We start from the raw sequence: 13,923 nt of genomic DNA, 5'->3' as shown, positions 1-13,923 counted from the left end.
CGTTCCTTGCGCGTGCCTTTGGCATATCGCACTCGCCATCCATCAAGCGCACCATCAATGGTAGCCTAGCAACTACTGGCGCAACTGAGGCACGGGGATGTTCACCGGGTCCGACTGACGATTTTGGGGCACTGGAACGGGGGGATAAAATTGGCGCGGGCGATCGCTACCATCAATACAGTAAGCCATTGCTTGATTAGCAGAAAAATCGATACCGCGATTTAATCCCACCACGCACTCAGCATAGCGAACCGGCAACAAGCTGCGGCGACAGCTCTCCAAAACAACTTCACTTGCCGTACCTTGAGTCCGAGTAGTAATATTAACCACGCAGATCGCGAGATCGCGAGGGCGTCGCACAGCAGTACACCAGGGGAGCGCATTATCGGCGGCGATATTCGTTTCCTGGTTAATTCTATAGACGCAGGCGGCTAAATCTTTAGGATACAGTACACCGGAACAAGCATCTGCAGCCGCATCCGGCGAAACGCGAGCCCGCACCAATTCGGAGGTACAAAGTCTAAAGTCATTCTTGGGAGTCGCCGCCATAGAACTGCTGGAAATCCCAACATTCAACAACAGCGTCCCCAAGGGAGCAGAGCAAAAGGCAATTAAACGAAACAGGTTACTGCGCCAGAGCGCTTGAAGAGGACGGGGGGACAAGGGAGAGCGGTGACGGGTCGAGTTTTTGTTGTATTCCCCGCGTCCCCCTATCCCCGTCTCCCCCCGTCCTCTTCTCTTCTCCACGAATAAATGAGAGAGTCTCAGACCAAGTGCTTCGATTTTGAGAAGGGTGCAAGAGAGCGTCTCCCCAACTCCTTGTCTCCCCATCTTCTTGACCAGAGCTTCTTCTTGGTCACTTCGCAACTGAGAGCCAATTGGCATTCCCATGGTAGTTTAATTTCAAAATACGCTCCGAATCATATCATCTCGGTCATTGTTGACAACTCCCCTGCCGTCGATGGCAAGGGATGCTTGGTTCATCAGGATAACTCATGTTACTTGCCCTCCCCCATTACCCATTCCCAATTACCCATTCCCAATTACTCATTACCCATACCGCCAGCTAAGTAAAAGTGCTATAATCGAAATTCTGGCTAATATTTTTAAGAGGATCAGAGAGGAAGCGACATGTCGCGATATAGAGGCCCCCGCCTTAGAGTAGTTCGTCGCCTGGGGGATCTACCCGGTTTAACTCGCAAGTCACCCAGACGGAGTTACCCACCAGGTCAGCACGGTCAGAACCGCAAGAAGCGGTCTGAGTATGCGATTCGTTTAGAAGAAAAGCAAAAGCTGCGCTTTAATTACGGTCTGACAGAAAAGCAGCTATTGCGCTACGTGCGTAAAGCTCGCCGCGTCACCGGCTCCACCGGACAAGTGCTGCTGCAACTGTTGGAAATGCGCCTGGATAACACAGTTTTCCGCATGGGGATGGCTCCCACTATCCCGGCGGCGCGTCAGCTAGTCAATCACGGTCACGTGACGGTGAACGGTCGCCTGGTTAACATTCCCAGCTATCAGTGCAGAGCGGGAGAAGTTATCGCCGTTAGAAACAGGGAAAATTCCCGCAAGTTGGTAGAACAAAATCTGCAATACCCCGGATTGGCAAATCTACCCAGCCATTTAGAGTTTGACAAAAACAAGCTCGTTGGCAAGGTCAACGGCATCATTGAACGCGAATGGGTCGCGTTACAGATTAACGAACTGCTGGTCGTTGAGTACTACTCGCGTCAAGCCTAAGGCAATTGCTAATGGCTAATAGCTAATGGCTAATGGTGAGAAAAAACCAATTAGCCGCCAATTTGCCAGGAGTATTCCTCGCTTCAAGCCTAACAGCATTGCTAATGGCTAATAGCTAATGGCGAATGGTCAGAAAAAAGCAATTAGCAATTAGCAATTAGCAATTAGCCCCCAATTTGCGACATCGTGCGGGTATAAACACCCTTCGTTGTGCCGGAAAATCGCTGTTTGAAGTTAATTTCTGATTTGATGGCTAAAAGCTGACTGACTCTTTCCCGTAATTCGGCTGGGTCAACGCCAGCGCGTAGAGCATTTTTGAGGTCAATTTGACCCGTTTCGTTTAACAGGCAGGGACGCAGCCAGCCATCGGCAGAAAGCCTCATGCGATTGCAGCGATCGCAAAAACACTCGGACATCTGACTGATAAATCCCAATGTCCCTTTGGCTCCCGGAATCTGAAATACATCCGCTGGGCCAGTACCACGAACTTGTGATTCTGTCAAGCCAAAAACATCGCGGATTTGTTGGCGTAACTCTGCCGAGGCCACCCAACCTTTATCGCCGAATAGTTGGTTATTGCCAATCGGCATAAATTCAATAAATCTGACGTGCCAATTGCGGTCAATCGTCAACGCGGCTAAATCCAGCACTTCGCGATCGTTGACCTCTGGAATTACTACCACATTGAGTTTGAGCGGGTCAAAACCGACGCGGTGAGCGGCTAGAATGCCCTCCCAGACTTGCTGCCAGCGCGAACGCCCCCGGTTGCCGATAATTTTGTCAAAAGTTTCTGGGTCGAGGGAATCGAGGCTGATATTAATGCGGCGCAAACCCGCATCGTACAAACCTTGCGCCATTGCAGCGAGGAGAAAGCCATTCGTGGTCATCGAGAGGTCTTGAGTTTGGGGGAGAGATGCGATCGCTCTCACCAACTCCACCACGCGGGGGCGCAATAGCGGTTCCCCTCCCGTCAGGCGAAACCGAGTAAACCCTACCGGAATGAAAACCTCTCGCATTAGGGTCAGCAGTTCCTCATCGGTCAGCAAATTCTGTCGCCAAATATACTCCAGATCCGACCCTTCCGGCATACAGTATTGACATTGAAAATTGCAGCGGTCAATTAAGCTAATTCGGAGATAGTCAACCTGATTCATAGGAAATGGGTAATGGGTAATGGGTAATGGGTAATTTGAGATTGCAGATTGGGCTTTTCCATCTGCAATCTCAAATCTGAAATTTGAAATTAGCTTCCCCAATCACCAATTGCCTTTATTTTGACCGATTTCTCAGATCTGCTGTGGGAACGGGAACGGGTTGCCAGCGGGGAGCGAACAAAGAACGCATTTTTTGATGTAAAAGCTGCATGAGGTGACTAAAAGGCTGACTGCACCGTTCGCGGATAAAAATTAGCGGGATCAAAGCTACCAGTCGCAGCACCCCCGAAAGGACAAATAATCCCGGCAAACCGCCGTAGTCGGCGAATTGAGCCAAAAAGCCAGGGGCGGTAGTCGCGATCGCACCCGCAACACCCGCAACTGCGGCGGCGATCGCAAAATAGCTGGCTTGATGGCGCGCCGGTACCACATCCATCTGGATATTATTGCTGCACAAATCGATCGCCGCCCAAGTACCACCGCCCAGCAAGTGTAACAACGGCAACCATACCCACAGCGAAATGCGATCGCTTGAAGCCAACAACCAGAATACAGGCGTCACCGCCACAACCATACCCACCAATAGCAAAATCAAACGATTGCCAATCCGGTCTGCCAGCTTACCCCACCACAGCAAAAGGAGAGAGCAAGGTATCAGGGGTTAAGCTGTTATAAATGGTTACCCAGCTAACATCGATTCCTAGATTATCCAGCATGTAAAGGTTGAAAAACGGATTGCTGACGTTAACGGCAAAAGTCCACAAGCTAAAATAAAGCAGAAACCAGCAAAAATTACTGGTAATCCGGAATTCTCCGTTCTTTTCCTGCTCCTGCTTGTTTTTGGTTCCCAGTTTCAATTGGGGGTTCACATCAGCCTTAAAAAACTGACAGCCAAGACTCAAGATGCCGAATATTACTCGTGAACTACCACACACTCACCCTATCGGGTAGAGTGTGGGCTTCCCAATTCAAGGGCAACAGCCAAGGACAGCAGTGGACTTGCGCCCATACTGTTTTGGTCTTACATTGCCTCCTTGGGCAGTAACGCTGGTTCCCAACGCCAATATCCGTAAGCCTTCATTTTTGATGTTAATTGCCGCGTTAATGTCCCGGTGGTGTCTCTTGCCACAATGATGGCAGTCAAATTCACCCACAGACAGATCCATTTTTGGCAGTGGCAGTAATGTTTCAGAACACAGGTGGGATGATGGGAAAAATCGACCTACTTCTAGATAGACTTTACCTTCTGCTTCTGCTTTGTACTTGAGCATTGTACAGAACATTCCCCAGCCAGCGTCACTGATGGATTTAGCCAGATTGTGATTCTTTACCATGTTCTTTACTGCCAGATTCTCGACTACAATCACGCTTGTTTCGTTAACTATCTTACGGGATAGTTTGTGTCGGAAATCTTCACGTACTCTAGCTATTTTTCCATGGACGGCTACAGCTAGCTTAGCCTTGCGTCGTTTATTGGTAGTTTTATCTTTCTTCCTAGATAGCTGACGCTGTTTGCGCTTCAGGTTGATATCGTGTTTTTTGAGATGCCGAGGGTTTTGGTATTTTGACCCATCAGAGGTAACAGCAAAATCGAGTAACCCAAGGTCAATACCGATGGCTTTTCCTTCGCTGCTAGTCGTCAGAGATTCAGCAGCATCATCCATCAATAGCGAGGCGTAGTAACGACCATCAGGCATTCTAGATACCGTCACAGTCTTTAACTTACCAACAAGAGCGCGATGAATTTTAGCCTTAACTATTCCAAGATTGCCGGGGAATTTAATCTCACAGTCCCTCAGAATTTTAACGTTCTGAGGGTACTGCATCGATTGTCTGCCCTGCCGCTTTTTGAAGGTTGGATACGCAGCCCGACCATCAAAAAAGTTGATAAAAGCTTGAGACAGATTGAGTATGGACGACTGGAGGCATTGTGAATAGCATTCTTTCAGCCATTCATGCTCGGTCTTCCACACTGGAATCTGTTTCTTCATTGTCAAAGCCGATACGCCCTTCCCAGTCTCTTGGTAAATCTGGGACATGGTAGCCAGAGACTGATTCCACACCCAACGAACACAGCCAAAGGCTTGCGCCAAATGACTCTGCTGCTCGATGCTTGGATAAATTCTGACTTTGACCGCCTTCAGCACAAGAATTTTTATCGCAGTTACTTAACCATGATAACACAAGGTCAGCCAATGGTCGAGCCAAGGAATTTGTTCGCCTTCTCATCCACCCGCCCATCTCCCGCTAGCGGGAGCAAAGCGTCTCGTGGGCGGATGGAATCGGCGGCTCACTCGCATTCATCCCACGCTGACCCTACAGGTACAGACGTGGGGCTTCTGCTGTCTCAGCTAACAACAAGATGCCAGCGTAAGCTGGAATTGGCCCATGACGCCAAGCCGATACAACCAAACCTAGTAGAGGTATAGATAACAAATTCGTTAAACTGGCGGCACTGTTGCGAAAGCCAAAATACCTGCCACGCAAACGACGGGGAACCAAAACCGCCATCCAGGAAACCCAGGCGGGAGATCCTAACGCTCCCATCACGTGGGTAACTAAAACGATCGCTAACGTCGAGTAGATCAGTTGGTGTGATGATAGGTATCCGTTGGTGTTAGCCCAAATTCCCCAGACTAAAATCAACCACAACAGACGAGACGGACTAAAGATCCACAACAGATATCGCAGACGACTGGTAGTTCTGTCCCCCAGATAGGCACCCAGGGGTTGCAGCAAATTCACCAACATGGGAAAAGAAGACAACATGCCAATTTCTACACTGGTAGCACCTAATTCGAGTAAAAAGTTACTCAGCAAGACGCCGGTGGTAATGCTGCCAAAAATTGTCGAAAATACGCCATCAATCGTTGAAGCTTTTAAACTAGAGCGAATCGCCTCTTTGGATAATTTGAAACTAGATGCAGGCATTTCCTGCATCTGGGGAGCGGGGGGAGGGGAAGTTTCTACTGGAGCCAAAGTCATTACTAGGTTAGATGTCATATGGGGTTGCGTTCGCTATATCCTCACACGCAATAAAACCTTCGACCCAAGACATCGAAGGTAAAATTAACAGGACTTACACTTGGGCGACCTATCACCTTAGTTTCTTTGCGTAAGTCCTGATTAAATGTTTATGCAGGATAACTTGAGAAGTCTATGCCTAACAGCTAGCTGGGGGAAGATATAGCAGCAAGTTGTACCCTAGTGATATAACCCTCTAAAAAATAGCAGTTTTGCCTTGCTTCTGCCATGCCCCTATCGCGCATTCTGATATTAATTGTTGGCCTCATCTTAGTTTTGGGGCTACTGCTGTGGCTAGTTGATTCCCTGTATCGGCTTTATTCTTCCTTAGTTTGGACATCGCCTTTTTTGGGTCACCTGCTGCTGCTGTTGCTGATTCTGCTTATAGGTATAGTAATTGCCGCATTCGTTTACTATGTCTTCCTGTTTTGGAAATCGAACCAGAAAACCCGTCGTCGTCAGTTAAAACCTAAAGTCCCGCCAGCAAAAACCGACGCCGCCGCACAAAACCTCCGCGCCGTCAAAAAACAGGTCGCCCAAATACAAGATGAAGTCGCGCGACAAGAATTACTCAGTCGTTCGCGAGAAATTGAAGCCAGCTTGAAGCGCGGCGATTTAAGGGTTGTAGTATTTGGCACTGGTTCCGCTGGTAAGACATCTCTGGTAAATGCGGTAATGGGGCGCGTGGTGGGACAAGTAAGCGCGCCAATGGGAACAACGGAAGTAGGGGAAACCTACGTACTCAAACTGAAAGGAATTGAACGGGAAATTTTGATTACCGATACGCCTGGTATTTTAGAAGCGGGGGTAGCGGGAACCGAAAGGGAACAATTGGCGCGACAATTGGCAACGGAAGCAGATTTATTGTTATTTGTGGTGGATAATGACTTGCGAAGGTCGGAATACGAACCGCTCTTGGGTTTGGCAGAAATAGGCAAGCGATCGCTCCTCATCCTCAACAAAACCGATCTTTACAGCGAACAAGACAAAGAAACGATTCTGGCGCGACTGCGCGAGCGAGTGCGCGGGTTTATCGCCCCGACGGATATTATCGCGATCGCCGCTAACCCCCAACCCGCCCAACTAGACAACGGCGAAATTATCCAACCCGATCCCGATGTCATGCCTTTAATTAAGCGTCTCGCCGTCGTTTTGCGGGCAGAAGGCGACGATTTAATGGCGGATAATATCTTACTGCAATCCCAGCGCTTGGGAGAGGAAGCCCGCAAGCTGATCGATGCCCAGCGACGCCGACAAGCTGATAAATTAGTAGAGCGCTTTCAGTGGATCGGTGCGGGTGTAATAGCCGTAACACCCCTACCTGTAGTGGACTTGCTGGCAACCGCAGCAGTCAATGCACAAATGGTAGTAGAACTTGGCAAAATTTACGGCTGCGAATTGAATCCGGAACGGGGGCGCGAATTAGCACTTTCCTTAGCTAAAACTTTAGCAAGTTTAGGAATTGTTAAAGGCGCGATTGATTTAATTTCCACCGCACTGCGACTCAATCTGGCTACCTATGTAGTTGGTAAGGCAATTCAGGGGGTGACGGCGGCGTATCTTACCCGCATTGCCGGGAAGAGTTTTATCGAATATTTCCGTCAAGATCAAGATTGGGGGGATGGGGGTATTGCCGAAGTCGTACAGCGACAGTTTCAATTAAACCGACGGGATGAGTTTGTCAAGGCATTTATTGCCGAAGCGATCGCCAAAATCGTCAAACCCCTCACCGATAACCAACCAGCGCCACCACCCGTCGAGGAGTTGGATGAACCAAGACGTTAGCGAACCTAGAAACCGGGTTTCTAGCGATTTTTCATAGAAACCCGGTTTCTTTGCCTAAGTCCGATGAAAGCTTGGTAACAAAACCTGTGTTTCATTCGTCACCAAGTTATTACCTGTACCCGATGCCTGTAGTTGGGGTCAATTTTTATACTGGCACAGAGAAGCTTGACTTCAGGGTATTTGTGCTTATGATTCTGGCAGAAACGCCCTTTTCGCTCAAAATTTGATACCTCGCCGCAGGTGCTGACTTTTGACGGTTCGGCTCAAAACTCAGTAGATGAGGGAGATAAAGGTATGGTATGGAAATCGAGCAGAATTATTGCCAACATTTAAAGAGGCTGTGAAAAATCAGATGCTGGTGACCCCTGCTATAGAAAAATCATTTAAAACAGATTAAAATCGAAATAACCCATATAAATCCAGTATCTGTTACTTGGCTGCTGGCAAAAAAAACACCTTAAGTCAATTCGGGAAACTGCGGAACATGAAGCATAAATTAAAAGTAAAAAATTTAATAAAACAGTTTTATAAGATTAAAAAGCCTAAGTAAAAACTCGGAGAAGTGGCAAATATTACGATGGGCTGACCCAAGTATTAAAATAGGTTGAGAAACTGATTAAAAATAATATTGCTTGCAGATGGTGAAAACCTCGATGTAATAAATTAAGCTCGTGTTTTCCCCTAGATGTGTCAGTCAATCGGGAGAAAAAAGTTGAATAGTAAAAATATAACAACTTGCGATCGCCGCATCACTCCACCGTCCACTCAGACAAAACAGTGATGACTAAGTTACCCCTGCACCCCCAAGAAAGCACTAAAATCGATACTCCAAACCAACAGCCCCAGGCAAGCTCGAAAGCTGTTCAACAGGAATTCGACGATATTACCCGCTTGGCAGCATATATCTGTCAGGCGCCCTTCGCCATGATTTACCTGACCGATGGTACCTGGCAATGGTACGTATCGGAAAGGCGGAAAGGAACGGGAAAATGGGGCATCGGGAATTTTCCCCATCCCCAAACCTTAATACCCAATCTGCATTTGGAGTCGGATCTACTGATCGTTCGGGATACTTGGCAAGAAGTCAGTTTAATCGGGACGGCAATCGGGACTTTTGCCCCATCGGTCCGGTTTTATGCGTGTATGCCCTTAATCTCAACAAAAGGCGACTCAATTGGTTGGTTGTGCGTGATGGATAACCTGCCACGGGAGTTAAGCGATGAGCAGATATCATCATTGCGGATTTTGGCAAATCGGGCGAGCGCTCAAATCGAGTCAAAGCAAAATGCCGCTCGCGCCTTGCAGGAAAGCGAAGCTCGCTATGAAATGTTAATTGGGAGCGTCAAAGACTATGCCATCTGCACCCTCGACCCCAACGGGTACGTGATTAGCTGGAACGAAGGTGCAGAAAAAATTAACGGGTATCAAACCGATGAAATTATCGGTCATCATTTCTCCCGCTTCTATGCAGCTGAAGATATCCAGCGCGGCAAGCCGAATCGCGTTTTAAAATTAGCAGCAGCAGCTGGTCGGTTTGAAGACGAAGCATGGCGAGTGCGTAAAGATGGGTCGCGGTTTTGGGCGAATTCGGTGGTCACTGCACTCAGAGACGAAACCGGACAGCTCAAAGGCTTCGTCAAGGTGACGCAAGACATTACCGCAGCTAAGCAAACCGAAGAACAACTGATCCACAATGCGTGGCACGATACCCTAACGGGATTGCCCAATCGAGCGTTATTTATGGAACGCTTGGGGCGCGAAGTCAGGCACGCAGGACGCCGCCAGGATCATATGTTCGCCGTACTGTTTCTCGACATCGACCGTTTCCAGGTGGTGAACGAAAGTCTGGGACACAAGGTAGGCGATCAACTGCTCAAGAGCATGGCGCGTCGCGTTGCAGGCTGTCTAGATTGTACCGATACCCTAGCCCGGTTTGGCGGCGATGAATTCACGATCCTGCTAGAAGATATCAAAGACATTAGCGACGCCACCCGCCTCGCGAGTAGGATTATCAAGGCAGTCACCGGGCCGTTTCAACTCAGCGGCTACGAAGTATTTACCAGTCTCAGCATCGGAATTGCCTTGAATTCTACCGGGTGTCCCAAACCGGAAGACTTGCTGCGGGACGCAGAAATTGCCATGTTTCGCGCCAAGACCCAGGGCAAAGCGCGTTATCAAGTGTTCGACACTACGATGCACACCCGCGCCGTGACGCGCTTGCAGTTGGAAAACGATTTGCGACGCGCCATCGAACACCAAGAGTTTCGGCTTTACTACCAGCCAATTGTATCCCTATCAACGGGCAAGATTACGGGATTTGAGGCTTTGGTACGCTGGCAACATCCCCATCGGGGATTGGTTTCCCCAGCAGAATTCATCCCTCTGGCAGAAGAAACCGGCTTGATTTTGCCGATAGACTGGTGGGTATTGCGGGAAGCATGTCGGCAATTGCGCGATTGGCAGGTGCAGTGGGAAAGTGCGATCGCCAATAGAACGCCGGGAATTGGGGAACACTGGGGTAACGGCAGCAGGGCCCAATACTCATTCCCCACCTGCTGGCCCAAATTACCCTTGACAATGAGCGTCAATCTTTCTGGGCAACAGTTTTCCCAGCCAGATCTGCTCGATCAGCTCGACATGGTGCTTCAGGAAACAGGTTTAGATGGTCGCTATTTAAAGCTGGAAATCACCGAGGGAGTCCTCATCAGTAACCCTGAAGCAGCCACCGCCATGCTGGAGCAACTGCGAGAACGACACATAAAATTATGCATGGATGACTTCGGTACGGGCTATTGCGGTTTGAGTTATCTGCACCGCTTTCCCCTCGACGTACTCAAAATCGACCGCTCTTTCATCGTTCGCCTCGGCGCCGAAAAGGCACAATCAGCGATCGTGCAAGCAATTGTATCGATGGCGCACAATCTGGGAATGGAAGCCCTCGCCGAAGGCATCGAGACACCCGATCAGCACGCCCAACTGCAAGCCCTAGATTGCGAATACGGACAGGGATATTTGTTTTCCAAACCCGTCGATCGCAATACGGCACGCGCTTTGATCTGGAATGGGGGCAATTGCACTTGAGAGCGGGTGTGCAGGTGTGGAGGTGTGGAGGTGATATCTTGTATCCCAAAAGGTGCTGTAGGGATATGAGGGGTTATGAAAGACAAACGGGTCACAATTGCTTCTGTTTTGCTGTTGATCGGACTGGCAATGGGTTGTTCGAGTCAACCCAAGACTGAAGTAGTCAGTCTGGAAACTCCCGCGACAAAGTCCACCACTACGCCTGCTGCGAGTAAACCTGAAGCGAAAACTGCTGAATCGGTCAGTCAAGTTAAATCGCCTACAGTTAGTTTTTATACAGATAATGGGGTGGCAATTAAAGGTGCAGATCCGGTGGCTTATTTCCAGGAAGGAAAGCCAGTTAAGGGTAACAGCCAATTCGCTTACCAGTGGATGAACGCTACCTGGTATTTTTCTAGTGCCCAAAATCGCGATTTGTTTGTCAAAAATCCGCAGAAATACGCACCTCAATACGGCGGTTTTTGTGCTTGGGCTGTGAGTCGGGGCTATACGGCGCAGATTGACCCGGATGCCTGGAAAATTGTGGATGGCAAACTTTATTTGAACTACAACCGAGGCGTTCAGCGAAGTTGGGAGCGAGATATCCCTGGCAATATTTCTAGGGGCGATCGCAACTGGCCTTCCCTGAACGATCGCCTCAAAAAGTAACGACTCATATCATGTCCGCGAGAGATCGGTAGTGTATCGATGGCTAATTGTTAATTGCTAATTGGTAATATAGTATTTTTCCTGATTGAGCCATTAGCGATTAGCTATTAGCAGTTACACAAACGTTGCCCAGGGACATGATATCATCTATCACCAAAGTTTCTTGCTGCGATCTCTGGTTCCTTGCTCTAGGATGTGGCACAGAAACTTTGGTGTTTGCCTAAGTCCTGCCCTACTTGGTATGGGTCCCACCCCGGTAGATTCGTTGTGCTTGTTCCGGTGAAACCCACGATACTGCCGGTATTTTTTCGGGCAAACCATTTCCTGCCTCCGTACCATTACTGTGACGCTGGGGTAGGTCGCAAGCCACTGGCGGCGCAGTTGTATTAGTATATATACCTGGAACTAACCCTTCTTCCGACTCGTTTAGCTGACTTTGAGGAGGTGCGTAGGTATGGGTGTTGGCGTCGTAAGCTAGCACTTCACCCGTCTCGATATGATAAACCCATCCGTAGATTTTCAGTTTTCCTTGATACAATCTAGAGTGGACAACTGGGTAAGTTTTGAGATTTTCGATCTGCGTCAGTACATTTTCCGCGATCGCTATCTCCAACAGTTCCTCGCCCTGGTATGCGCCGTAGTTCTCTTTTACCAGTCTGCGCGTTGCTTCGGCGTGTCTCAGCCACTCGTATACCAAGGGCATTTCTTCTCTGAGTTTTTCCAGTTTCAGCAACCCCTTCATTGCACCGCAGTGAGAATGACCGCAAACAACGATCTGCTGAATGTCCAAGGCGTGTATGGCGTATTCCAACGATGCCCCTTCACCCCCATTGGCGGCTCCGTAGGGCGGAATAATGTTACCTGCATTACGGATAACAAACAATTCCCCTACTTCTGTCTGGGTAATCAAATTCGGGTCGATGCGCGAGTCGGAGCAGGTTATAAAAAGCACTCTGGGCTTCTGACCGTGGGCAAGTTGCTCAAACAATTCCTGGTGGGTCGAAAAATAACTGGCCTTAAATTCCCGCAAGCCTGTAATTAATTTCCTCATAGAGCGAACCTTATCCCATCGGCGATGATTTTCAATCTATCTTGATTTTCTCAGATCGGGGGCTGTTTATTCATCTGATTTTTTACGGGAAGTCCGCCCGATCGCACGAGGGGTAAGCGCCACAGAAGAGGAAGACCAAAAGCACATATCATAGTTCCTCCCTCTCCTTGTCGGTTTTGACGAAAGGTAGGACAAGCGTGCAGTTATGAAGCCAAATACGTATAAAATTTTTTTATTTTTTAATATATTTTTTTTTTAAAAGTGATAGTAAAATAATAAAAATTTGGTTATACTTACGTATGTAAGTTTTTGATTGAGAAGGGTGAGCAAGTCACCGTTACTCTGTCAGGGAAAAAAACTTCATAGATTATGCAAAAATCAAGGGTGCTAAATCGGAGATAGTTTTATGAAACGAGAGGACTTTTTGCTGCTTTTTTTACTTCTGTATTTTTTAAAGTCGGGGTTAGGATATAACCTGATGGGGAAATATCATCTGGAGGATATTATATTTAAGCCAGACGAGATGATTGTGGATGCGGTTAGGGAGTTTTTCTATTAGCTAATGAAGCAGGCAGGCGACTCCCTAAGCTTTGGGCGATCGCTTACTCCCGCTAGTAATCCCTAGGTTTCCACAAGCAAGAACTACCTGTTGTGTTACTCAGCAAGGAGTATGGACTGTTGCCAAATAAATTTATACAGCACTTACGCTCATATTCCCGGTTTCTAAGAAAAATCTTTGGTTTGGAAACGAGAGATAAAGGTCGAAACAGGGTTTCTGGCAACGCGCTTGCGTCAGTCCTGTTTATAACCATTTTGGCTAAATCAATGCTCCTGAATGTTAGGATTTACGGACGCGGCTATTGAGTGACAACGCTCTCGGTTATACCAATTGTTATAGGTGCAGTTAACAAGATGGGGCTACCTAATTTTTGCATAGACTCTAAAAGCGTGGATCGGCTCAAAAGAAAACCAACCTAAATTCGGTAACAAGTTGGCTTGGCAACTTGGTTTAGGTTGAGAGAAGGATGAGAGAAAAATGTTTCCTTCTTGCTAAAGTTTAGATTGATTGTTGTAGAAATATCTGGCAGAAAATTTTGGCGACGCGAGTGCCTCTCCTTTGGAGAATCGCCAATATTTCCTCACTAGACCAATCCCATACCAAACAGGGATCGGGGATACTCCTAAAGTGGGATAAAAATTAAAAGGAACCGCAGCGCTTGCGGTTGGTGCGTTGAAGTTGCTGATGGTTAATCGTCCGGAGTCAGAGTTATTATCAAGGGTAAAAACCCGATAGCCAATTAGGTCATCCTGATTCACAAAAATACTTCTGGAACCAGAAAGGATTGGACTATTATTTTGAGCTAGCTGGTTGTAGATGCCGTTCAATAAGTATCCGCCGCTGTCAGCATTACCAAAGTTGTCAAATCAATCGTATTCCCA

General features: G+C 48.0%; 13 protein-coding genes. 5 read left to right on the top strand and 8 right to left on the bottom strand.

Annotation, left to right across the window (positions count from 1 at the left end; genetic code table 11):
• Positions 1 to 72 precede the first annotated feature (72 nt).
• On the bottom strand, positions 73 to 891 hold the full coding sequence (locus ACE1CM_RS18545; RefSeq protein WP_374879160.1) for a hypothetical protein: 819 nt from the start codon (positions 889 to 891) through the stop codon (positions 73 to 75).
• 240 nt (positions 892 to 1,131) lie between these two features.
• Between ACE1CM_RS18545 and rpsD the strand changes: the two genes are divergently transcribed.
• A complete protein-coding gene (gene rpsD / locus ACE1CM_RS18540) occupies positions 1,132 to 1,740 on the top strand; it encodes a 30S ribosomal protein S4 (RefSeq protein ID WP_374879158.1) in 609 nt (202 codons plus the stop codon).
• Positions 1,741 to 1,904: 164 nt separating this feature from the next.
• On the opposite strand, the gene moaA is transcribed toward rpsD, so the two are convergent.
• The 5 genes from moaA to ACE1CM_RS18515 all read right to left on the bottom strand — a co-directional run bounded on the left by moaA (position 1,905) and on the right by ACE1CM_RS18515 (position 5,897).
• Positions 1,905 to 2,894: a GTP 3',8-cyclase MoaA gene (gene moaA, locus ACE1CM_RS18535; protein ID WP_374879156.1), complete on the bottom strand. Its 990-nt coding sequence runs from the start codon at positions 2,892 to 2,894 to the stop codon at positions 1,905 to 1,907.
• A 115-nt stretch (positions 2,895 to 3,009) separates the two neighbouring features.
• Entirely contained in the window at positions 3,010 to 3,531 is a 522-nt protein-coding gene (locus tag ACE1CM_RS18530; protein WP_374879155.1) for an MFS transporter, read from the bottom strand.
• Positions 3,515 to 3,763, bottom strand: a complete 249-nt coding sequence (locus ACE1CM_RS18525) for a hypothetical protein (RefSeq protein WP_374879153.1) — start codon at positions 3,761 to 3,763, stop codon at positions 3,515 to 3,517. The genes ACE1CM_RS18530 and ACE1CM_RS18525 overlap by 17 nt, the downstream gene beginning before the upstream one ends.
• Before the next feature lie 99 nt (positions 3,764 to 3,862).
• Positions 3,863 to 5,041, bottom strand: coding sequence for an RNA-guided endonuclease InsQ/TnpB family protein (locus ACE1CM_RS18520; RefSeq protein WP_374879151.1), 1,179 nt, complete (start codon positions 5,039 to 5,041; stop codon positions 3,863 to 3,865).
• 169 nt (positions 5,042 to 5,210) lie between these two features.
• On the bottom strand, positions 5,211 to 5,897 hold the full coding sequence (locus ACE1CM_RS18515; RefSeq protein WP_374879150.1) for an MFS transporter: 687 nt from the start codon (positions 5,895 to 5,897) through the stop codon (positions 5,211 to 5,213).
• A 249-nt stretch (positions 5,898 to 6,146) separates the two neighbouring features.
• On the opposite strand from ACE1CM_RS18515, the gene ACE1CM_RS18510 reads away from it, so the two are divergent.
• From ACE1CM_RS18510 to ACE1CM_RS18500, 3 genes are all read left to right on the top strand, one after another.
• The gene (locus ACE1CM_RS18510; protein WP_374879148.1) at positions 6,147 to 7,703 is read left to right on the top strand and encodes a YcjF family protein; all 1,557 of its coding nucleotides are present in this window, start codon (positions 6,147 to 6,149) and stop codon (positions 7,701 to 7,703) included.
• A 780-nt stretch (positions 7,704 to 8,483) separates the two neighbouring features.
• Positions 8,484 to 10,784 carry a putative bifunctional diguanylate cyclase/phosphodiesterase gene (locus ACE1CM_RS18505; protein WP_374879146.1) on the top strand — a complete coding sequence of 767 codons (2,301 nt, stop codon included), beginning with the start codon at positions 8,484 to 8,486 and terminating at the stop codon, positions 10,782 to 10,784.
• Between the two features lie 75 nt (positions 10,785 to 10,859).
• Positions 10,860 to 11,432: a YHS domain-containing (seleno)protein gene (locus ACE1CM_RS18500; protein WP_374879144.1), complete on the top strand. Its 573-nt coding sequence runs from the start codon at positions 10,860 to 10,862 to the stop codon at positions 11,430 to 11,432.
• A 232-nt stretch (positions 11,433 to 11,664) separates the two neighbouring features.
• On the opposite strand, the gene ACE1CM_RS18495 is transcribed toward ACE1CM_RS18500, so the two are convergent.
• Complete coding sequence (locus ACE1CM_RS18495) at positions 11,665 to 12,483, bottom strand: carbonic anhydrase (RefSeq protein ID WP_374879142.1); 819 nt, start codon at positions 12,481 to 12,483, stop codon at positions 11,665 to 11,667.
• Between the two features lie 406 nt (positions 12,484 to 12,889).
• Here ACE1CM_RS18495 and ACE1CM_RS18490 point away from each other — a divergent pair, with 406 nt between their 5' ends.
• Entirely contained in the window at positions 12,890 to 13,042 is a 153-nt protein-coding gene (locus tag ACE1CM_RS18490; RefSeq protein ID WP_374879141.1) for a hypothetical protein, read from the top strand.
• A gap of 491 nt (positions 13,043 to 13,533) precedes the next feature.
• Here ACE1CM_RS18490 and ACE1CM_RS18485 read toward each other — a convergent pair whose 3' ends face one another.
• Entirely contained in the window at positions 13,534 to 13,869 is a 336-nt protein-coding gene (locus ACE1CM_RS18485; RefSeq protein ID WP_374879139.1) for a hypothetical protein, read from the bottom strand.
• Positions 13,870 to 13,923: the final 54 nt, after the last annotated feature.

Origin of the sequence: Microseira sp. BLCC-F43 (assembly GCF_041929235.1) — a bacterium.
Taxonomy (GTDB): Bacteria; Cyanobacteriota; Cyanobacteriia; order Cyanobacteriales; family Aerosakkonemataceae; genus Microseira.
Note: the sequence above shows the minus strand (reverse complement) of the source record. Positions and strands in the feature narration are given on the sequence as shown.

What these genes read in the sequence shown, in the direction of transcription:
- rpsD (WP_374879158.1), top strand. Translation starts at nt 1,132, where the DNA reads ATGTCGCGATATAGAGGCCCCCGCCTTAGAGTAGTTCGTCGCCTGGGG.
- ACE1CM_RS18490 (WP_374879141.1), top strand. Translation starts at nt 12,890, where the DNA reads ATGAAACGAGAGGACTTTTTGCTGCTTTTTTTACTTCTGTATTTTTTA.
- ACE1CM_RS18500 (WP_374879144.1), top strand. Translation starts at nt 10,860, where the DNA reads ATGAAAGACAAACGGGTCACAATTGCTTCTGTTTTGCTGTTGATCGGA.
- ACE1CM_RS18495 (WP_374879142.1), bottom strand. Translation starts at nt 12,483, where the DNA reads ATGAGGAAATTAATTACAGGCTTGCGGGAATTTAAGGCCAGTTATTTT.
- ACE1CM_RS18505 (WP_374879146.1), top strand. Translation starts at nt 8,484, where the DNA reads ATGACTAAGTTACCCCTGCACCCCCAAGAAAGCACTAAAATCGATACT.
- ACE1CM_RS18510 (WP_374879148.1), top strand. Translation starts at nt 6,147, where the DNA reads ATGCCCCTATCGCGCATTCTGATATTAATTGTTGGCCTCATCTTAGTT.
- ACE1CM_RS18515 (WP_374879150.1), bottom strand. Translation starts at nt 5,897, where the DNA reads ATGACATCTAACCTAGTAATGACTTTGGCTCCAGTAGAAACTTCCCCT.
- ACE1CM_RS18545 (WP_374879160.1), bottom strand. Translation starts at nt 891, where the DNA reads ATGGGAATGCCAATTGGCTCTCAGTTGCGAAGTGACCAAGAAGAAGCT.
- moaA (WP_374879156.1), bottom strand. Translation starts at nt 2,894, where the DNA reads ATGAATCAGGTTGACTATCTCCGAATTAGCTTAATTGACCGCTGCAAT.